The sequence below is a fragment of the Psychrobacter sp. BI730 genome (assembly GCF_013414195.1).
In the GTDB taxonomy this organism is placed as follows: domain Bacteria; phylum Pseudomonadota; class Gammaproteobacteria; order Pseudomonadales; family Moraxellaceae; genus Psychrobacter.
Genome location: NZ_JAATTV010000021.1, coordinates 16,748 through 39,225, shown reverse-complemented (window position 1 = coordinate 39,225; position 22,478 = coordinate 16,748). Strand labels below are relative to the sequence as shown.

The 22,478-nt window shown below is 44.0% G+C and carries 15 protein-coding genes, 1 pseudogene and 1 riboswitch; of the genes and pseudogenes, 6 read left to right on the top strand and 10 right to left on the bottom strand.

Going from position 1 to position 22,478, the window contains the following annotated elements; translation table 11 throughout:
• The 3 genes and pseudogenes from HCZ91_RS13205 to HCZ91_RS13195 form a co-directional block, all read left to right on the top strand.
• Positions 1-802 (top strand): phosphoribosyltransferase family protein (locus tag HCZ91_RS13205; protein ID WP_257020070.1); only part of this gene is annotated, 802 nt, incomplete at its 5' end.
• Positions 799-2,148, top strand: a complete 1,350-nt coding sequence (locus tag HCZ91_RS13200) for a DNA-processing protein DprA (RefSeq protein ID WP_101205232.1) — start codon at positions 799-801, stop codon at positions 2,146-2,148. The genes HCZ91_RS13205 and HCZ91_RS13200, both read left to right, overlap by 4 nt.
• A 338-nt stretch (positions 2,149-2,486) precedes the next feature.
• Positions 2,487-2,690: pseudogene (locus HCZ91_RS13195) on the top strand (IS3 family transposase); the annotation flags it as partial.
• A gap of 229 nt (positions 2,691-2,919) precedes the next feature.
• On the opposite strand, the gene HCZ91_RS13190 reads toward HCZ91_RS13195, so the two are convergent.
• The 4 genes from HCZ91_RS13190 to HCZ91_RS13175 form a co-directional block, all read right to left on the bottom strand.
• Entirely contained in the window at positions 2,920-3,762 is an 843-nt protein-coding gene (locus HCZ91_RS13190) for an ABC transporter ATP-binding protein (protein WP_179799700.1), read from the bottom strand.
• A gap of 15 nt (positions 3,763-3,777) precedes the next feature.
• Positions 3,778-4,764 (bottom strand): iron ABC transporter permease, encoded by a 987-nt coding sequence (locus tag HCZ91_RS13185; RefSeq protein WP_179799699.1) that lies wholly within the window; start codon positions 4,762-4,764, stop codon positions 3,778-3,780.
• A gap of 48 nt (positions 4,765-4,812) precedes the next feature.
• A complete protein-coding gene (locus tag HCZ91_RS13180; RefSeq protein ID WP_257020069.1) occupies positions 4,813-5,670 on the bottom strand; it encodes an ABC transporter substrate-binding protein in 858 nt (285 codons plus the stop codon).
• Between the two features lie 150 nt (positions 5,671-5,820).
• Complete coding sequence (locus HCZ91_RS13175) at positions 5,821-6,954, bottom strand: ChuX/HutX family heme-like substrate-binding protein (RefSeq protein WP_179799698.1); 1,134 nt, start codon at positions 6,952-6,954, stop codon at positions 5,821-5,823.
• A gap of 480 nt (positions 6,955-7,434) precedes the next feature.
• Between HCZ91_RS13175 and HCZ91_RS13170 the strand changes: the two genes are divergently transcribed.
• The 3 genes from HCZ91_RS13170 (at position 7,435) to HCZ91_RS13160 (ending at position 11,807) form a co-directional block, all read left to right on the top strand.
• Positions 7,435-9,615: a TonB-dependent receptor gene (locus HCZ91_RS13170; RefSeq protein ID WP_179799697.1), complete on the top strand. Its 2,181-nt coding sequence runs from the start codon at positions 7,435-7,437 to the stop codon at positions 9,613-9,615.
• 102 nt (positions 9,616-9,717) lie between these two features.
• The gene (locus HCZ91_RS13165) at positions 9,718-10,971 is read left to right on the top strand and encodes an HmuY family protein (protein WP_179799696.1); all 1,254 of its coding nucleotides are present in this window, start codon (positions 9,718-9,720) and stop codon (positions 10,969-10,971) included.
• Positions 10,972-11,063: 92 nt separating this feature from the next.
• Entirely contained in the window at positions 11,064-11,807 is a 744-nt protein-coding gene (locus HCZ91_RS13160) for a siderophore-interacting protein (protein ID WP_179799695.1), read from the top strand.
• A 1,782-nt stretch (positions 11,808-13,589) separates the two neighbouring features.
• Here the strand turns inward: HCZ91_RS13160 and HCZ91_RS13150 are convergent.
• The 6 genes from HCZ91_RS13150 to HCZ91_RS13125 form a co-directional block, all read right to left on the bottom strand.
• Positions 13,590-14,195, bottom strand: a complete 606-nt coding sequence (locus HCZ91_RS13150) for a manganese efflux pump MntP family protein (protein ID WP_257020068.1) — start codon at positions 14,193-14,195, stop codon at positions 13,590-13,592.
• Positions 14,167-14,334, bottom strand: a riboswitch (yybP-ykoY riboswitch). Its footprint overlaps the gene before it by 29 nt.
• Before the next feature lie 192 nt (positions 14,335-14,526).
• On the bottom strand, positions 14,527-16,923 hold the full coding sequence (locus HCZ91_RS13145; RefSeq protein WP_179799694.1) for a TonB-dependent receptor: 2,397 nt from the start codon (positions 16,921-16,923) through the stop codon (positions 14,527-14,529).
• A 209-nt stretch (positions 16,924-17,132) separates the two neighbouring features.
• Positions 17,133-17,390 (bottom strand): hypothetical protein, encoded by a 258-nt coding sequence (locus tag HCZ91_RS13140; protein WP_179799693.1) that lies wholly within the window; start codon positions 17,388-17,390, stop codon positions 17,133-17,135.
• Between the two features lie 173 nt (positions 17,391-17,563).
• Positions 17,564-19,063 carry an MFS transporter gene (locus HCZ91_RS13135; protein ID WP_179799692.1) on the bottom strand — a complete coding sequence of 500 codons (1,500 nt, stop codon included), beginning with the start codon at positions 19,061-19,063 and terminating at the stop codon, positions 17,564-17,566.
• Positions 19,064-19,270: 207 nt separating this feature from the next.
• Positions 19,271-21,460: a Fe(3+)-hydroxamate ABC transporter permease FhuB gene (gene fhuB, locus HCZ91_RS13130; protein ID WP_179799691.1), complete on the bottom strand. Its 2,190-nt coding sequence runs from the start codon at positions 21,458-21,460 to the stop codon at positions 19,271-19,273.
• Complete coding sequence (locus tag HCZ91_RS13125) at positions 21,457-22,392, bottom strand: ABC transporter substrate-binding protein (RefSeq protein WP_257020067.1); 936 nt, start codon at positions 22,390-22,392, stop codon at positions 21,457-21,459. Before HCZ91_RS13125 ends, fhuB begins: the two co-directional genes overlap by 4 nt.
• Positions 22,393-22,478 lie beyond the last annotated feature (86 nt).

Here is a 22,478-nt window from a genome sequence, read left to right as displayed (position 1 = left end):
TTTGTGTGAGAGCTTAAAGATTAACCGTTCGCTATTTTTTTTGCCATTAATTTGTCGCCAATGTTCAACACGCCCTAATTGTAAAATGACATTTTTACGCCGTGCGCTAGACGATCTAGATCCTACACCGTGCGGTAAATGTTCGTCTTGCTTAGGTCAACCTGTTATCAATATTTCGGTTGATCCTACTTTGGCACATCGTGCAGGTACTTTCCTTAAGCACGCAGAAATCGTGATTACCCCAAAAGCACAAGTTGCAGCCAATGCGTTTCTGGATTATGGCTTTCGCGGCAATCTACCCCAGAAACTTCGCGCACAAGAAGGCCGTGTTTTGTCCCGTTGGGGTGATGCAGGTTGGGGGAAGATGGTTGCCGACAATAAGCATGCAGGTCGATTTAGTGATGAATTAGTTGAAGCTATAGCAGAAATGATTCAACAACGTTGGCAGCCCAATCCAGCGCCTCAGTGGGTGTGTTGTGTGCCGTCACGCCATCACTCTGAGTTGGTACCGGGTTTTGCACAACGTTTGGCTGATCGATTAGGTTTACCATTTGTAGATGCCGTGAGTAAAACTAAAGATAATCAACCACAAAAAGGCCAGCAAAATCGCTTCCACCAATGTCGCAATCTGGATGGTGTATTTGCTGTGACTCAGCCTTATAAGGGACAACCGGTTTTATTAGTAGATGATATTGTAGACTCCGGTTGGACACTCACAGTAATTGCGGCACTTTTACAGCAAGCAGGTAGCGGTTTGGTCTACCCTATTGCGCTTGCTTCATCTTCGGTGAAAGACTCATGAATGCATCTAACTTATTATCTCCTACAGCCCAAGCAACCTTGCTAATAACGAGCTATTTTTCAAAATCCAGTAACGAAAGTGCTAAGCCACTAAGTAATGCAGAATGGGGTCGCTTTGCCTTGTGGTTAAAAGAAAAGTCTATTACACCAGCCGACCTATTGGTTGGCGATCCTCAAGCCTTGCTGCAAGGCTGGCATGATACGCGTATCAGTGCGGAGCGTATCATTGAATTGTTGAAGCGTGGTCATAGCCTTGCACTGGCTATGGAGAAATGGCAACGTGCAGGCCTTTGGGTGGTAACACGTTCTGACGCGGAATATCCGAAGCGATTAAAACAGCGATTGAAAACAGACTGCCCTCCTGTATTGTTTGGCTGCGGAAATAAAGACTTATTAAATTCAGGTGGCTTAGCAGTGATCGGCTCGCGCAATGCTAGTGATACAGACCTCGCCTTTACAGACCAGATAGGTATTAAAGCAGCATCAGAAAATATCGCCATTATCTCTGGTGGTGCACGTGGTGTCGATGAGACAGTGATGATTGGGGCTATGCGACAAGGGGGTATGGTCGTAGGCGTAATGGCTGATCGCCTGTTAAGAGCTGTAACCAGTAGTAAGTGGCGACAGGGTCTGATGGATGGCCATGTTGTATTGATATCGCCTTTCTACCCTGAAGCTGGGTTCAATGTCGGTAACGCCATGGCTCGTAACAAATACATTTACTGCCTAGCGGATAGTTCTCTGGTAATTCATTCTGGCAAAAAAGGTGGCACACTCAGCGGCGCACAAGAAAACCTGAAAAAATCTTGGGTGCCGTTATGGATTAAACAAACCACAGACAAAGATGCAGCTAATGCCGATTTAGTTGCCAAAGGTGGCAACTGGTTAAAAGCGGATATTCAAGCTTTCACAATTACAGATTTAGTGAGCAGTAAAGAAAATCTTGTTAATCAGGTAAGCGAACCTATAGGTGATCTATTTTCCGCATATGCACAGCCTGAATTGTTTACTGAAACAGAGTTTGAACCTTCGTTCACACCTGAGTCTAAGGAAGACTTTAACGAAGTAACAGTCAATAGAACAGCTATTGAGCTGCAAGCTGAGAATGAAGCTAACTCAACAGATGCTGCCGAAATCGACAATATGCCATTAGAACCTATAGATTTTTACAAATTGTTTATCTCTGAGCTTCAACACTTGGCTGAAGATCCAATCACTATCGACGAGCTGATTGAAAGTACCCGGCTCCATAAGTCTCAATTAAATGAATGGCTTAAGCGCGCTATTGACGATAAGGTTATAAAAAAGCTGAGTCGCCCGGTACGTTATCAAGTCAAAAATAGTTAACATAAGGATTGTAGTGACATAATAAAATAGGTCAGCGTATAAGAATAAACATGATTGTTGAGTAGCTAAATGAATACTAAATTTGAACCAAGTTAAAGATTCAGTTCCGAATTTGAGAGAGATATTAGAGATCAGTTAACCTATACAATCTGCACTATAACTTATTAGGTAATGGATCCCTCAATATTATAGTGCTCGAAATATTATTAATATCTATAATTACTGTGGGTTTATTTAAATCTGATGAGTCGAGAAAGCTTTCTATGCTACTATTTATATAGTGTAGAAGACTGAGGTATGAAGTTTCCTTTTCTTAGGTGACGTTGTTAATATCGGGGTTTGACAACGCACTCATAGAAAGCTTCTGGGGCATATTAAAGAACTAGCTAGTGTATCAACAAGACTATAAAACAAGGTTTGCAGCGATCAGCGATATCATTAGATATATCGAGCTGTACTACAACCAAACGAGGATTCAAAAGGGCTTGGGCTATAAATCACCAAGACAGGTGTGGTTTGACTTTTATCGTCAGGCTGCGTAACTAAAATCTCCCAAGTTTAACTGTACGGATTTGACAGCAGGGATCAGCGCTTTTTATGTGCAGATTCTCTAAATTAAGTTAATGTGAGACTATCATCACATCATCTCCCTATTGCTATGGTTAAAACTTGGCCATCGCTTGCAAAAAGGCAGATACGATCCTCAGCCAAATAAAAACCTTTATTAATAAAGGTTTTATAGAAAAAATGATTCTGCTCTCATTATAAGACCTATATAAACACCAAGCCATCCTCAGTTTGATGCACCTTAATATCAACATCATAAACATCGCTTAATTGCGAGCGTGTCATCACTTCACTAGGCGTTCCTTGTGCAACAACTTGTCCACCGCTTAATAGCACCACTTCATCAGTATAGCGATGCGCATGGGTCAAATCATGCAACACAACCAAGATACTTTTGCGTTGCTGTCGTACCAAATTATGCAAATAATGAAGTAAAAAACGCTGATGGCGAATATCAAGATGATTGGTCGGCTCATCAAACATCATGATTTTAGTGTCTTGCATTAGCGCCCTTACGATAGCCAAGCGCTGCTTTTCACCGCCTGATAAGGTTTGCACACGGGCACTGACCAAACTTGATAACTCAAAATCTTGTAACAAACGTTGCGCGCGCTCAACATGATGGCTATTTGGGCGCTTATACCATGCAAGATTTGGCGAGACCCCTAACAGCGCATAATCCAATACCGTTAACGGCAGCTCAAAACGCTCATGTTGTCCAACCCAAGCGATATGACCATCATTCATGACTTCGTTGATCGGCTGACCGTAAATCGTAATGTGACCATCCGTTTTAAGCGCGGTTCCTGTGTGTTGACCTAAAACCGTATGCAGCAACGTACTTTTACCCGCGCCATTTGGTCCGATAAAGGCGACCAGCTTTTGGCTTGGCACGGTTAGCTTGTCTATTCTTAACAATGTTTTATGACCGTGCGAGATATGAATATCTTGCATCGACAACAGCTCGCCTTCATCACTACTATTTATACGACTGTCTCGACTCGCTAATGATGTCTTTGATATAGCCGTAAAAAATGAATGAAACATAAACACTCTCTCCAATTAGCGGCGGCTACTACGCACAAACAGCCAAATAAAGAATGGACCGCCAAGCAACGCTAAAACGATGCCAACGGGCACATCCACTGGATAAGCAACATACCGCGCCGCGCCATCAATGACGAGTAATAATATCGCCCCAAGCCAGCCAGACCAAACCATGAGGCGCATACGTCCGCCACCAAACAGAATGGCCAGCAGGTTTGGTACCATCATGCCAATAAAACCAATGACACCTGCTAAAGACACCGCTGCCCCTGTCAGTAACGCCGAAGCAATCACAACCAAACAACGAACCACACCCACCTTGATACCCAAGGACTTAGCAGCTGCCTCACCTAACATCAACCCGTCCAACTGCCGACCTAATGGCAATAAAATAGCCAGCCCTAAGATCATAGAAATAATTGAATAACGCAGTGGCACAAAGCCCGCTTCTGCCATACTTCCTGACAGCCAATTGGTCGCCGAGCGCAGCACCATGTCATCAGACATGAATAAAATTAGGCTAACCACAGCTGCACAAAAAGCGCTGATCACAAATCCCAATATCAGCAAGCCCATCTGACCGCCACCCAAAAACCGATGACAAGCAAGAATAAACAAGCATACCAATACGCTTCCGGTAAACGCAGCAAACGGTATCCCAATGCCCCCAAACCCCAGTGCCAGAACCAAAACAACACCAAGCGCTGCGCCACCTGATGTACCAATTAAACTTGGATCCGCTAAAGGGTTTTCAAATAAAGCTTGTAATGCTGCACCACTAACTGATAATGCCATACCAACCAACAATGCCGTCACCACACGCGGATAGCGTAGCTGCCAGATAGTATCGTCAAGATGGCTAGGGCTTGACCATTCGCCAAAGCCAATACCAAGCGCCAACCAAATTAGCAGCACAGATGCGACAGTAGCGGCAACATAATAGATGCTATGTTTGTATTTTCCAGTTTGTATAGGGATAGAAGCGGAAATCGTATTTGCCATGTGAGATATCGTTTTATTGAATATAAGGGAGGTTATTGCTTACTTAGGCTATCTTGCTACAGCGTTCAGCTTTTTTAAGACTTGCGGTGAGTTCAGACCATATCGTAAAAAGTCGTCGGCTGGCCAAAAGTGTACGCCTCCATTTTTACCAGCAGCACTGGCCGCAACCTCTGGACGTTTAATAAATTGACTGACACCGCCAACCACTGCCTGATTATGATCGGCAATAATAATCACATCGGGCTTGGCGGCCAGCCAGCCTTCACGTGACATAGGCTTTAAACCCGATACGTTTGCGGCATTAATTCCACCAGCTCGGCGAATCAACTCATCGCCTACCGTACCCTTACCTGCAACGATACGACCATCGTAACTTAATAAATAACGCTTACCCGTCTTTGCCATTGGACTCATCCCTGCATTCCAACGCTTCGCAAGCTGCGATCCTTCAGCTTTTTTATCAACGTAACTGCCGATGGTTTTAATACTGCTAGCAAAGGTATTTACTTCTTCTTTAGGCGCGACATTCACGGCTTTGACCTTTAAACCGGTCAAGCGCTGATAGACGCTAGCGGGCTGCACCATATAGCTACCCAACACTAAATCAGGCTTAACCGCCAACACAGATTCAGCAGTGATGTTGCGGTGCATACCAACCGCTGGCACATTTTTTAAGGCGGGATTGGTGTTGGTAGCATCTTTACCAACCAACTTATTGGTCGCTCCTAGTGCCACCACGACGTCTGCAACATCGGGACTCATCGCGACAATACGCTCATAAGCTTGGGCAGAAAGTGAGGGCACGGCAAATGCGCCAATAATAGCCGCAGTGCTGATAGCACGACTCATCAATTTTTTATTTATCACTGAGTGAGTGATTACTGTTTTTGATAATTCAGAAGACATAAGCATTCCTAATTTGCTAACGTAAAAAATGACACTATTAACAGAACCATTAACGTGTATTAAGCATCCCAAATAACTCACACAACAGCTATGACTTATCCGTTATGTGAGTGTCAATATCGCAAAATTTGCTGATTTTTTATGACGGGTTTACACGCTCTCTGCTTCAGCCATTGCAACTGCTGCTAAGGATTCTGCATACGAATGCGTTTCGATGACCGTCGAGACAATTTGCTGCCAGGCTTCAAGCTCAGGCGTGCCTTCAATTCGCTGACCGAACACACTAAAGATACTGACGCCATGATCATCAAAACCTTCGATACAAGTCACGATGCCGTCTTTGGTTGGGCGCTTAACGCTCCACACTTGCGCCAATGCTTTGTCTTTTAAATGCAGCGTAAAGTCATTATGGTCTTTATCTAAAATATTGAACCAATCGCCCATGCGTTTGAGCGTCTGTACAGTGCCAGTCTGAATCTGTACCAGACCACTATTACCGACAAATATCATGATTGGGCATTTGGCATCACGCGCTTGCTCAAATACCGCTTCGACCGCGCTAATATCAAGCTGCTGCGTCATCTGCTCTGGTGCTTGATGGTAGCTACTAGCACGATCGATATCGAGATTTTTTAATAATGAATGGAATTGATGCACGTCTGTCATCGCTTGCCAGCCTTGCTGTAGCTGCGCGCGCTCCTCTTCACTTAATGCCTTGTAACGCCAGTCATTCAGTGGCTCTTGTGCCTCTAACGTCAGCGTCTCATTATTCACCGTTTGCTGCTGCTCCTGAATCATCGCTTGCCAGCGCGCAATATTCTCATCACTTAACTCTCGTAGATAGACTTTATCAATCGCACCGCCTTGCGCGTTATAGAACTGAATACTATAAGACGGTTTATCGGCGCGGCTGGTATCTGTTACCGCCAGCATATGCTGCCATTGCCACATAAAGAATCGCAAATCTAGACCACCCACATTGAGTGCCAATCCCATCTTTTCGCCAAGCTTAAGATTATGATACGGCGCGGTTTTTTCATGCACTGCCAACTCGTTTCTGACGATGCTTTCCATTTCACCAAAGTTTTCAAATTGCTTTAATACAGCTTTACACTGATCACCTATATACTGGCTATAAGGCGAGGCTAACATCAGTTCAAACTCGCTGATGCCTAGCGCAGCCGCTCCCTCTGTGGGAAATAGCATCTGTGTTTTTGCTTTTAATGCTTGGTATTGTTGCCATAGCTCAGTATTTTTTTTAGTTAACGATAACGGTTGACTCATGAGGGTCTCCATAAAATAAATAGCAGTAAAAAAGCCAATGATCTTGGCTATGTAGTATTGAGATATGAATATCTTTAGAAAATAGCAGAGACGATGACTATGATTGATATTTGATAAGACAAATGCCTGCTGTACTACAGGGCTTGCAATGATGCAGCAAGGGTGTATTTATCAAGCAGACTTTTAGCAATTATCGCTGCTAGTTCATCATTTATAATTTTGTCTCTAGGCTTCGGACGAAATCATTATGGCAACATTTTTTCACTTTGTAAACGATAATATTTATCATTTACATCTTGATAATTATTATCGTTTGAAATACTATGTCTGGGCTTTGTTGCTTAATCTAGTGAATCAAGTAACCAAACCTTTAATAATTCATACTATGAAATGGTCGCTTTAAATCGCTCTTTTTGTAGAAAAAGGTCTTTAAGTAACACGACTTTCTTACTCTCTCTTTTTACGATGGCTGTTTTATTTATGTCAATTTTAGCGTTTGATTTATCGTTGACTCATACGGGACTAAACACCCATCCCTCACCACTGCGTCATAGCCCATTAGCCATCAGTGTGGCATTAGCATTGTTTGCATTCACGTCAGTTTCAGTCCAAGCAGCGCCGCTTCTCGCAGAGACTAATGTTGATATGACCGACGATGCAGCCATGCCGAGCACACGTTTAGATCCTATCGTGGTAACGGCCACACGCTCTGAGCGTGCATTAAGCGATGCGCCAGTTGCCCTGCAAGTACTCAGCCGCCAGCAGCTAGATGACAACCATGCTCATACTTTAAAAGAAGCGCTAGCCTTGTTGCCCAATGTGTACTTACGCGAAGTCCATGGTAAAACAGGTTACGAGGTCAGCATGCAAGGCTTTACCGGTGATCAAGTATTGGTGTTGATTGACGGTTTACCGATCACAGCCAGCACTGGCTCGACAGTAAATTTGAATCAATATATGAATATGGATATTGAGCAAATAGAAGTGGTGCAAGGAGCGGCATCAGCGCAGTTTGGTAGCGCGGCGATGGGCGGCGTCATTAATATCATCACCAAACCCATTGGCGCGGCAACAGGACATATCACCACCGAGATTGCCAGCAATGGGCAGCAAAATCCATCTGGTAAAAAGCTAGATGCCAATAAGCGCTATGTAGAAGCCAGCGTGGAAGGGGCGTTAGATAAAAACCAGCGCTTTCACGCGCGTCTATCAGGCTCGTATCTGGACAATGATGGCTTAAGCTTAGACCATGAAGCATGGCCCAGATTAAAAGATGCCAGCGAGCAATCACAAGTCAGTGCCCGCCTCAGCTACCGCCCTGACGGTAACGACACATCAGGTAATAACAATGACCGCAACGATAGCCGACTGGTCAAAAATTCTCAATATTGGCTAGAAGCCAGCCACTATAAAGAAGACGATATTAGTCGCTTTAATTATTATGTCGCGCCGCGCTATTTGGCACAGCAAAGAGATGAGCACATTACTAAGCAGCGCTTTAGTGTCGGTGCACGCGCTGATATCGCGCCGCATGTCGATGATCGCAGCAAGACTTATCGATTGTCCGCTCAAGCGCTGCATGAGGAATATCAAAGCGAATCCAATACTAAAACACAGCAAGCCATCACTAGTGCCCGTGATACAGAGATTAGTACGACGTTGGCGCAAGCCCAGCTCGACTTACCTGAGCTATTGCTATCCGATAAGCACCTTCATCTTATCCAAGTCGGCGGTCAGGTTCAGCAAGACAAGTTGAGCCAAACGAAAAACCAAGTCAGCGAGCTTATCAGCGATAACGTTAGCCGTGATGTCGGCGAGCTATATATACAAGATGATTGGCTGATTGGTGATAACTGGGAGGTTTTGAGCGGTATTCGCTATCAAAACGATGAAGACTTTGGTGGCCATATGGCGCCAAAGGTATCACTCAAATACAACCATTTGGATGCGAGCGGTCGCGACCATGTCTTTCGTAGCAGTATTGGCGGTGGTTATCGCGTGCCCAACCTAAAAGAACGCTACTACGTCTTTGACCATAGCAATTTGGGTTATAAAGTCATGGGTAATCCCGACTTGCAGCCTGAAACCTCAACCAGTTACCAAATCGGCTATCAAGGTCAGCTGAGCGATAGTGTCAATTTGACGGTTAATGGTTTTTATAACGAGATAGATGATCTGATTCAGACCGATGAAGACAATGCGAGCTTTGAAGGCAATATCGCCATTTATAAATATATGAACGTCGATAGTGCCAAAACCTATGGCGGCGATATTGGCCTTGACTGGCAAGTGGACGAGCGCGCCAAACTACAAGCCAGCTACGCTTACCTCAAGACGCATAACAATGTCACCGATACCGAGCTGACCTATAAGCCCAATCACAAAGCGATGCTGGCACTAGATTATCAAATCAATGACAAATTACAGCTGATCCCGCGCCTCAATTATGAATCCAAACAGCTGATTAGTACCAGCGAGCAAGCGTATTCACCCTCTTGGTGGACACTCGATAGCAAGCTCAATTATGACGCAACTTCAAACTTGAGCTTGTATGCAGCGATTAATAATATCTTTGATGTGCAGCGTGATGTCACCGATACCAGTGACTACCGTCCCATTGATAATCGCGAGTGGTTACTTGGCGCCAGCTACCATTGGTAAGCCTTTAATTCACAATCATTCTAAAGCAAGTGTATTTGTACCGCTATTTTTACCCTTATTTTGTACCCTCTATCTGAAACCACAACCTTCAAGGAAGCTGATATGACCCCAATTATCCCAGCAGTTTACACCAAGCCGACCAAATTGGCATTACTGTTTAGTGGCAGCATTTTAGCACTCAGCATGACTGGCTGCGGTGGCGGCGGTGATGGTACAAGTAATGACAGTAGCGGTAACGGTGGCACTACCCCGCCTGCTAGCAGTGCCAGCTTTAGCGAAACGGTCACTTGGCAAGTCACCAATCTAGCGCCTAATACTGCGACCTGTTATGACTTTGATGCCAAAGTTGAAAGCTCGTGTGCTGAAGATAAATGGGATATCAAGTTTGATAACCAAGCGCGTTCGGTCAAGCTTTGGTCAAATAGCGGTGATTCTGGCGATGGTAAAGGCGGCGTTTTTGGTTTAATCGATTGGTCAGATTTGAGCCGTTATAGCAATGCAACTCAAGATCCTGATACCAGTCGTGATATTACCATGCACTACAATGAAGACCGTAGTGGCGGTATTTTTGATGCAGAGCCTTGGTTTGAGTACAACTTAAAAGGCAACCATCAGCTATATCCGAATAATCGTGTCTACCTTGTCACCACAGATAATAGCAGCGCCATGACAGACAGCAGCGTACAGCAGCCTATTTATGCTCTGCAGATTACCAACTACTATAATAATGCTGGAACCTCGGGCTACCCTACTCTGCGCTGGATTGATACGGCGCTACCGAATAAGGTACAGACGAAAAATATCGATGCCTCAAACAATGATAACTGGGTCTATTTTGATTTAACCACAGGAAAAAGTAGCAGCGATAAAAACAGCACTTGGCAGATTGGTTTTAAGCGTAATGATGTGATTTTAAATGGTGGGGATTCGGGCAGTGGTAAAACTGGCGGTTATCTTGCCGCCACACCAGCCGGATATTATGATGCGCAAGGTAAACCGATTACCAGTCAATTTACCAGCGATGGTAGCGCGGCTACTTTAGCCGACCTTACCAACACCGCTGTATATGATAAACCGCTGAGTGCTAGAAGCTGGGTTATTGACAGTAAAGGCTCAGATCTCAATCCTGCTTATACCGGCAGTTTCCCGAACTTAGACTTTGGCTGGTATACCTACAATGGCATGACGCATCAACTAAATGCCAAACCAGTTGACAGCGCACAAGGCGCGCTCATTAGATCTGCTGAAGGCAATAGCTATGCCCGCGTGCGTTTGGATAAAATCAATTACCCTGATAGCTCAGCGACGACTGCGACCTCATGGGAATTTAAAATAGACATTCAGCCTGCTCCTTAATATTTTATTTTTTCTGAAATCAAAGATGACGATATCAATCCTGACTTAATTAGCAACTGTCTTTACCGCTATAAAATAAGGCACTTTATAAAATGGCAAAACCCGCTCCAAGAATACTGGATGTTATTTGTACCAAATACATCACGCCACATATGTGCCGCGTCACGCTTGGCGGTGCTGGCTTGATTGACTTTCCAACAGATCAAGAAAGCGCTTATATTAAACTCATATTTCCTCAAGGCCATGGGACTCGACCACTAATGCGCACCTATACCATCAGTGGTCAACGTGAGGGTGAAATAGATATTGATTTTGCCTTGCACGACGCTGAAGGCCCTGCATCAATGTGGGCACGTAACGCCAAAGTGGGTGAGCAAATATTGGTAGGCGGACCAGGACTAAAAAAGCTCATCAACCGTGATGCAGATTGGTTTTTATTAATAGGTGACATGACTGCACTACCTGCGATTGCTGTCAATCTTGCACAATTACCTGACGATGCACGCGGCTATGCCATCCTTGAGATCAGCAGCGAGGCAGATCGACAAAATCTTAAAAAACCTAAGAACGTTGACATTTACTGGGTTATAAATCCTACTCCAAACTCCGCAAGCAGCCCTTTACTTGAGTATGTTAAAACCATTACTTGGCTTGAAGGGCAACCTGCTGTTTGGGCTGCTTGTGAATTCCATAGTATGCGTGTACTGCGTGGCTATTTTAAATTCAACCGGTCCATAGCTAAGACGCATTTATATATATCTAGCTACTGGAAAGTAGAGCGTACAGAAGATCAGCATAAAATTGAGAAGCAGGAAGATGCACAAAACCTAGAATAATATGCTATTCACCTTCAAAAATCCGAGTTGTATTAACAATGATTTGAGGGCTATTAGTGTTAAGGTTCTGACGTTGTCATTAACTCATTCGTAGGCTAGATATATAATATCCTAGACGTCGATTACTTTATTAACACGGTAATCTAAATATCAATTTAGCCTCTAAATATTATTAGCAACTCAATTTTTATATTGGTGCAAAAGATTGCCAGAGGTATACATAATATAGTCTTAACAACCTTCCTTGAATGGTGTACTTTACTCAGATGATGTTGTCAAAACTGGGGTTTGATACCTTGGATAAAAGATATATCCTTTATTGCTAATCATGTAAAAGTTTCATTTGTAGGGCCTTGCCTTTCAAAGAACTGCTGAAACTATCGATTTTGATACTCTAAATTTATTGATAGGCATATATACTTGTTGATAGGTATGTTTAGCTTTTAGCTCAATCCTTTATCATAAAGGGCTTTTAGCCAATACTTGCAGCTACCTATCGCTATCTATTTTGTATTAATACAGTTATATAACATTTTGATATCAGAACCGCCTCGATTTTGTCTGAAGTTTCTTTAATGCTTGGATTTAAGCTTTGCGCTTATACTGAGGTAAGAATAGTTTGGTATATGTACTTTTTACGGGATGATCGGAGGGTTTCAGGTGAGTAGCCTATCATTGACATTATGGCTTGGAGAGCCACCCAAGTGAAAAATATTCATTTGCTATCTCAGTCAGCATGCGAACGGTGCATTCTTCAATCTCGGGAATTTAGATTTCGGTTTTCATTGGTCTACTCTTTCAGTATATTTAATATTAGGCAATCTCGTGCGGTTCAGTCCAATTTTATTATGCTAATACTGGAAGTATGCGGCTTGATTTCTACTGTCAAAACACTTAATTAAAACCTCCCAAGTTTATCTCTACGGCTTCTCCAGCATAGCTCAAATCTGGACAACTCCCTTATTTCCGAGCTTATCATATCTGGATTACGTAAAGCCAAACTCAATCGTCAGTTTTTATTTGCCACTCATAATGCAAACATCCCAATACTTGGTGATGCAGAATGGATTGGTGTACTCAGTGTAGAAGACAATCAAGGACAAATTTTACCGGATCAATAAGGCGCTATAGCCATGCCAACTGTTCAAGAACTTGCTGTAGATATATTGGAAGGTGGTGAAAGCGCTTTCAATCAACGCCGTGAAAAACATGCCTTTAACTAATTTTTTATCGGCTTCTTAAAACTCTTGATAAAGGTAATAAATATTTATATTTTCATCCCAAAAATTATGATTACAAAAAAAATACTATTATAGACAATAGACTATTGATACATATAAGAAAAAGCATGTAATCATTGTTGGTATAAAGAAAAAATACTATAAAATAACTCTTATAAATCAATTACTTAATATAATTATATGGTTGATACTGGGCCCACCACATTTAAGTTTTAATAAAAAAGACCTTCAAGAGATTGGAGGTCTTTTTTATTGTCTACTGTTTTTTTAGTAAATAACAACCATGTTTATAAGCATAGATATAGACACTTTATTCAAGCCTCTTCGCTGACAACGGATAATTATTGATAGTTTTGTAGTGCTGTGTTTTTCAGACCTCTTGCGAGCCGCTATAGCGTAATGTGCTAGTTTTGGACCCAAAAAGCCTAACTATTAATATAGATAGGCTTTTCTTAGATAAACAAGTGCCTTGCCTCTACAAGTTAGTAATAAATTTATACACGTAATGACCATCTATTCGTAGTAGACAGTTTTTATATCATCATTGAAGATGGCTTAATAAAATCCATGCACCGATGGCAATTAGCATCACACCACCAAATACTTCAGCTCTATGACCGATTAGGGAGCCCAATACCTTTCCTAACATCACCCCTAGCGTGACCATTACTGTAGTGGCCAAGCCAATAAGACCTGCCGCCAGTAAAATATTGACCTTTACAAATGCTAGGCTCACACCGACAGCCATGGCATCGATGCTGGTACCAAATGCAGTCAAAGCAAGTTTGAAAAAAGAATGTCTCGACGGCGCTGCTTCATCACTTGGCTTCATTCCCTCATACAGCATATGCAGACCGAGCGCAAAAAGTATGACAAACGCGACCCAATGATCCCATGCCTCAATAAAAGACGCATCTATAAAGGATGTGGCAGAGTGACCAATTAACCAACCAATAATAGGCGTGATCGCTTCAATGGTGCCAAAAATAACACCCATTCTGAAAGCTTCGGTAAAACGAGGGTTTTTGAGACTTGCGCCTTTACTGATTGCCACGGAAAAGGCATCCGTAGACATAGAAAGCGCAAGTAATAGAAGTGCGATAGGATTCATGTGATTTTCTCTGGTCGAGTATAGAGTCCACGACATAGCCACACCCCCGACCTGCAGTGTAGATATATCGATGGTCTCGCCAACCGAGAGGTGTTCGCACCATGGCATGTGGCCAAGTATGTTGATACGAACGCTTTCGCAGTACGAAAGCAGGCTACTCCCCAAAGAGAGATTAGATTAGCATTGATACGCTATAAGTCAATCATAAAATGCCAAAAAATAATTTTTTGCACCTCATCAAATATAGAATGGAAAACGTTGACAAATACTTTTGGAGCAGATGAATACTTTAGAGAGTTATGAACATTAAAAAACCCTTCACGCTAAATTTTCATAGCCTGAAGGGTTTTTTAATACGTGGCGCTTTTTAGTAATCGACGGTATAGCTTAATCCATAAGTCGTACCCGAGGCAGGTAGACGGTTTAAATCACCAAATGTGGTTTGATGATAGACCGTTAGATAATCTTTATTAAGCAAGTTATAAACGCCATAATCTACTCGGCCGACTGGCATGTTTACTTGGCCCAATACATCAAGGGTCATATAACCAGTGACAGGTAAGGCACTAGAGTCAGGGTCTTTTTGTTGATCTTTAAAAGCCTTGTCATCACCGCCGATTGCCAATGCTTGTAGACGAATATTGCTGCCCTCATCGAAGTTATACTGAGCAAATGCCGTACCTTTTAGCGGTGTTAGACGTACTGCATCTAGCTCTAGCCAATCGCCATCTTTGTCATACTGACCACAAGTGTACGCCACACTACCGCCTACTTGCCATTTATCACTAATATCATGACTAAGCGACCCTTCTACCCCATAAACGCGCTCATCGGTATCGACAACTTCCACAGTATAGCTGTCAGTAAAGCGCACGACTTTATCTGATTCGTTGTAGAATCCACTCAAGCGTGCTGCGGTATCGCCATGTTTGCCTTGCCAGCCAAACTCGTAGTTATTGGTTGTAATCGGTTGTACGTTGTCTGAATTAACCACGAAACCGGCACGTACATCACGTAGCGCCCGTTGGATATCGGCTGTGGTGAACCCTTGTGAAAAATTAGCAAAAACTTGATCATTCGGTGTTATTTGATAGCTAGTACCGAGATTAAACAAGGTTTTGTCGTGGTCTGTGCTGCCTTTTTCTACGTCGCCTGCTTGATAGTCAATGCCATAAGCTGCGCTTGTTCCACTGATAGCAGGGCTATTAAAATACTCTTCAAGCAGTTGCTCATAGATGGGCGTAAAGGTATCAGTCTCTGACTTCAATTTTTGGTAACGCACACCAGCACTGGTATGCCACTTGTCAGTTATATCTACATCTGCATTGACAAAAGCGCCCCATTTATCGATGGTAGTATCTGGTCCACCATTATAGGTAAGTCCATTGGTTTGGGCGGTCAAGCCATTGCTAGCAAGGAACGTATTTAGGTCTTGACCGTAGTAAGTTTGCTCACTATTTTCGCGCTCGAAATCAGCGCCGTAGCTAAACAGTGTCTTTTTGCCTGCAATTTCGGTTTCGGTTTGCATGGCTGCTCGCAAACCCATTACTTCGATATCAGCTTCTGACTGAGTGACGACGACTGCCCCGCCCAATAATTCTTCTAGCGTACTCTTATCGGTAAGGCCATTAGCTATCCAGACTTTGCCCGCTTGTTTAGGGAAATCTTTACCAGAAGGATAAAAACGGCCTTTCTCATCTCTATAATAGCCTGTCAAGCTTAAGCTAGACCCTGAGCCTACAAAGTCATCATCGTTATAGCTTAAATTTACTGAGCTTTTTTCGGTATATGGCTCATTTTCTACGTTGGCACCATCAATGGCTTTTAAAGACGGTGGTGCATCCTTAGGTTTTAGCAAGACCTGTAAGTTATCGCCATAATCTGGACCATAGTCGGTGTTTTGCTCATCTTTATAGTAAGTTACTGCAAGATCAAGACGTTGGCTGTCAGTGAGCTCTACACCCAAGCTACCATTCAAACTTAGCGATTCGGTATCTTGCTGGTCAGTTTGGTTGACATCTGGGCTGATTCGATTGCCTTTGCTATCAAACTTGCCGCCTTTATTATCATAATCAACATCTAAGCGACCATACACTCGCTCGCCGCCATATCCTAAGGTTTGTCCTACGTGATAACCCAATGAGTCTGACTCAAAATTACGACTGCTACTGACACCGACTCTAGTCTGTCTGATAGGTCCATATCCTACCAAAGATTTGGTCACAAGGTTAATCAGGCCACCTGCTGCACCAGCACCGTAGATACTAGTGGCACCTGAGAGTACCTCTACCCGCTCAAGCTGAGCAGGATCGATACTATTTAGCTCGCGCGAAAGACTACGTGAACTGCTTAAAGGCACACCATTCAACAAGAACTGTACAGGACGACCGTGCATGGTCGTACCATAGTTACTAGTTGAGCCACTACTGGCACCCAGACTCGGTATCAACTGTGCCAAGATATCACCAGTAGTACGGTCACCCGTTGCCTGCATCTGAATCTCATTTTCAGTAATTACTTGAGTAACTGCCGGCATCTCACTAATTTTTTGTGCCAGCGCCGTGCCCGTTCTGGCTTTGGCCGTGACATTGATAGTGTCTAAAGTCACATTAGGCGTCTCGTTAGACACAGTACTTGAAGCCATTTCCGCTGATGTCTGCGCATCTAATAAGGCATCCGTTTCATTGACATTGTTTTGTGCATATAATTGCTGACTAATACAGAGGGTAAGAACAGATAGAGCAATTTGATGATGGCTTTTCATAATTATTTCACTTAGGTTATTTCACTTAGCTGGATAAATAAACAGTGGTATGAGTAATATTTAGCTAATAATACTGTGTGTACTAACTTTGTGAATCGTATTGTAAATGATAATCGTTTTTATTTATATATGTATTTACACCTTGTTAGTAGCGTTTATTTGTGTTGTTTTCGCAGGTATAGTTGGCTATTTAATCTTTGATAATTTCATTAGTCATTGAATAATTTATCTAGCTCACTGTTATGATAGGCCTTAAAGAAGCGTTGGAGTTCCATCTCATCCTCTCTATGTTTATTTTGACAACCTGATAATAGCTGCTGTGCTATATCAACAGATAATATAAATACGCCGTCATTATCCATAATGGCAATGTCGCCTGAACGAATCGTCGTTGCCTGCTCACCGAAGCGATAGGCAATATCGGACGCCAGCGTGCCTTGTGCTTGAGTGCTCTTGAATGTGGTCACAGCGCTGATACCCTGCATAGATACAGGGAAACTTAACTTACTTTTAGCCAGTAGGTGAAAAGGACAATTGATCAATGATGCCCACTGCTCTACGGCGATTAATGTCTGGTGCCAAAAATCAATGATATTTCCATCTTGATAAGCAAAAGCAAATCCCGATACGGAGTATTTGTTTATGAGGATCGTGGTAATTTACACGCCGAAGGAATCGTGAATAATAAAAGCACCGCGATGATCACCAGTATTTCTTGGATAGCGCTCGCCGTGCTGTCACTACTACCTGCTGCTAATAACTGCGCACCTCGACTGTCTATATAAAGGGTGGACAGCGTGATAAATATGGTAGAGATGATACGGCGACTGATGTTATTAAGGGCAGCTCCCTCAGTGACCGCATCTTTGGGTAAGCTGCTAAACCCTACCGTTGTGGTTGGCAGGTAAGCCAAACCTACCCCAATACCTCGCACACTCATAATTAGTATTAATAGCCAAAGCGTGGGCTGATACAAGCACCATGCCAGCATCAAGGTAGACAGCGCACTAATCGCAATTCCTACGATGCCAATACCTCGGGCACCTTGTTTGTCTACCATCTTGCCGGCGTAATGGGCAGTAGCACTGGCTACGAGCGTCGCGACCATCAGGATAATGCCTGTCCATAAGGCACTCTCACCCATCAAATCTTGGATTAACACGGGCAATAGCAATAGACACAGCATCAAGCCGACTGTTTGGGTAATGCTGATGATATTACTGTGCAAATAGGTTTTATTACGGAACAAGCGCACGTTTAATAATGGATGTTTCTGCCGCCGCTCATATGCCCACCAAACCATCGCGGACAGCAAGAATCCGACAGACAACAAACCCAACGTGGCTATCTTTAATAGGCCGTCACTGCTGAGCAATCCACTAGTGAAGTCTATCTTCAGCGTGATCAGCCAAACCATCATCGCAAGCAGCCAAGTGAGTAAGCTGATAAACCCGATGGTATCGAAAGGGCTTTTTTTATCATGTGAGCGCATATCAGGTATTAACCACCATACCATCGCCATGACCGCGATACTAAGTGGTAACGTAATGGCAAACAGTGTCCACCACGCAAACTGCTCAACCAAGTAAGCACCGACCAAAGGGCCAAACGCCAACGACATCATAATAACAATGCTCCATAGCGCCATTACTTTGCCGTGCTGCTGCTGCGGATAAATCTGATACAGCATACCAATAGACAGTGGGATGATCAGACCGCCACTCAGTCCTTGTATGGCTCTGGCAATGATGACAAAGCTCATGCTAGACGCCAGCATCCCAATGACTGAGCCCAGCATAAATCCAAAAATTGCCGCCAAATAAACATGCTTAAAAGGAAACTTTTTGTTTAAGTAGCCGCTTAGCATCAGCCCCACACTCATGGCCAATACATAAGCATTTAGCACCCAGCCGCCCATCACAATATCGACATCAAACACCGACATAAAGACAGGAATCGCTGGATTAAGTGCACTATTACTAAAGCTGACGACCGTACCGCCGAGTAATAGTGTCAATAATACCTGCTGTACTTGTTTGTTGCTCAAGCCATCACTACTACTCTGAGAGGCTTCGTTTATAGGCGACTCATTTGTAGATGTGTTATTTATAAGTACTTTATTTATAGGAGCGTTACTCATTAAGCAGTGGCACCATAAAATTGGGTGACGGTCGGCATGACTTGCTCCTAGTTATTATTTTGTTAGCCTGCCGAGCACGTCATCCAATCTCGCTGAAACTTAGCATCATTATTCTTATCAAAATACTGATCAAATAAGGTTAGATAAGCCTCTGCTGAATGAAGTCAAAATTGTCGGCTATTCAAATTCAATGCTTGCAGACATGAGCTACCTTTTTGCTGAGGCTGGTACCTTACGAATGAGCCATAAGAAATATCCACCACCGATAATGGCAGCAATCGTACCAGCTGGCAGCTCATAAGGGAAAATAACATAACGGCCAATCCAATCCGCTATCACCATTACCCCTGCCCCTAAAAGTGCAGCTAGTGGCAATTGTCGTTCAAGCTTCACAGCTCCCAGTGAAGTAGCCAAATGCGGCACCATCAAACCAATAAAGCTCAATGGGCCAACGGCAAGCGTGCTGGCCGTACTAAGTGCTGCTACTAATGCCAATAACGACAAAGTCACTGGCGTAACCGCCACACCCAAATTACGCGCCACACCTGTACCTAGCCCAAGAACTCGCAAAGGCTTAATCAGCAATAGACTGAGTACAAATAAGATAGCGGCAATGCTAATGAGATACCATACTGTACTAGGCTGAGCGCTATAAGTCGTCCCTGAAAGCCAGCTGAGCATCGCTTCTAGACGCGGATCTCCTGAGAGCTTGACCATATGCATCACCCCATCCATCATGGCGGCAATGCCTATACCTACCAATAATAAATAACCTGAGCTGACCCTGCGTGCTAGCCAAATAATCAATAGCAGCACGGCCATCGCCCCTGACAGTCCTGAAACCAGCAACGTCCCTGCTCCCGCAGATAGCCCTAAACTTGGCAGTAATAAAAACCCTAAAATAACCCCAAGTGCGGCGCCTGAACTGACACCCAATACCTCTGGACTGGCCATAGGGTTACGCGTTAAAGTTTGCAGTAGCACACCGGCGACCGCCAACATCAAGCCTGTCGCTGCAGCACTCAAACTGCGAGGCAAGCGGTATTGCTGAGTGAGCGCCCAGTCAGTACTGAGCCCCCAACCATTGATGTCTTGTACAAAAAGACAAGCTAGCATGATGATAGCGAGCACACCAACGCCCCATCGCCAAAAGGCAATAGATGTATGCTTACCCGCAAGCATCGGCGTCACTGTCTCTATCCGCGCGCGGCGCTGACGTAAAATTAGCCAAATAATCAGCGGCGCACCCAAGATACCTGTCATGGCACCAGCTGGAATCTGCATATCGAGCATTGGCTCAAGCAGTAACGCGACATTACTGGTCAACAATAACAGCAGCGCCCCCAACCCAAAGGCAGTGGCCAAACGCTTACCAATCGCGGAGATGCCCAGCGCATTGACCAAACTTGCCGCACCAAGACCAATGAAACCAATTAAACCAACTTCACTAATCACTAAAGCGGTCACAACGGCGACCACCAATACAACCAGTGCCCGAATCCCATTAATAGGCACACCCAAACGTTTGGCCTGCGTGTCATCTAGACTCATTAGCGTTAATGGTTTCAATAGTGGCAGACATACGACCGCCATCAAAATAGCAGTGATGACTAGCGCGATACTGGTATGCCAGCTGTTTTGTGCCAAAAACCCAGCAGCCCACGACAGCATGCCATTGCTACGTTCAGCGAAGAACAGCACCAGTACATTAGCCACTGCTGCCAGCAAAATATTGACGACCAAACCGGCCAATATCAAAATCAATGGATTAAATCGACTGGGTGCTGACAAGGCAAATACCAGACCCATACTAATGATAGCCCCCACAAAGGCCACGTAAATTCCGCCGTAAATTGCCAAGCTTGGCAAAAACAACGTGACGATGAGCATCGCCAACTGTGCACCAACGCCCACCCCTAGCGTCGTATCTGATGCTAGTGGGTTTTTTACCAATTGCTGCAGTAAAATACTGACCACGCCTAATAACCCGCCAGCCAACAACGCCACTACGCTGGTCGCCACGATATGTAGCTGTATCGCCATACTGGCAATATCCAATTGCGAGCTTGGTATGAGCAAATCACGAAGTGGGCGCGTCCACTGCTGATCTAGCAGTGCCCAACTACTCCATAATGACAAAGCCGCTAGTCCGATGAGCATGGCCCACAGTCGCCAAGACAAATTGGCAAACAAGGAAGTTTGAGAATTGGGTTGGTTCGGTGGCTGATTCAGTGGTGGTGATGACTGTTTCGATGACGTTGATGAGGATGACGATATCGATGAATCTGAAACCGTTGCTGCTTGAGAAGCTAATGTCATCGTATGAGCACTGTCGTTATGAGAACTGTCGGTGTGGTTATTGATAAGGTTGTTGTTAGTATCTGCATTGGCGCTCATAGTACTTCCCCGCCTTTTAATGAAACTTCTGACAAGTTATTTGCTAAGCTGACCAATGATGACATCCCACCATAAATCCATACTGGTGGTAGCTCGCCCACACAGCGGGTATTGCCATAACCTAGACGCTGCCAAATCAAGCTGTCATCAATTTCAGCTCTAGTAATTGGGCTTAGTGGATCGATAATTAATAGACAAGTCTCATCATCTAGTTGCGCCAAATCTCCCATTCGTATTGGCACAAACCCCCACTGATTGCCCTTGCCCAATACCACAAGCTCTCTGTCCATCTGCTCTAACGCAGGCTGAAATAAGCTGTTTGCCACATACATACGCATGTTATTAGCATCCGCAAACTGTACCACTGCGAATTTCTTGGCTTTTGGATAACGCTCCTTGAATTGCTGACTGGCGAGCTGTATGTCTTTCTGACTTTGTACAATATAGTCTTCAGCCATCTTCGGGTTATCGATCAGTACGCCAAGCTCCCGCGTCGGTTCGGTATAGTCAGCCCACATTGCTGTCTCTCCTTTTGCCGCAGACATTACAGATTCTGCAGGCACATCGCCGTATAAGTTGCGTGCATGCTCATAAAAATAATTATCTATGACCATATCGACAGGCAGTTGAGCGATTAGCTCAGCGTTGGGCTGATAGCGTATGCCTAAGTCTGTGATCGACGCTGGCAATTTAGGACTACCGACCCACCTGTCCCAGACCCTTACGTCACCTGTTGCAATCGGCGCATGACCCATCGCTGTCAAAGTCGCCGCATTACCCCAGTCAGGTGAGACGATATTCATTCTATCGGTATGACTGTGTTTTGCGGCTAATTCTGCTGCTGAGGTAGCAGTTGTTTGCGTGGATGTATTATCGTTGCAGGCTGTCAATATTAAGCATAATGAAAGGGTAAACCATTTTATTACTGTCATTGACGTCCCTGATACTGACGCAACTATTGGAAGGTTCGCTGGTTTATCGGTGTAAAAAAAGGGAGGCATAGAAACGTATCTTTGTA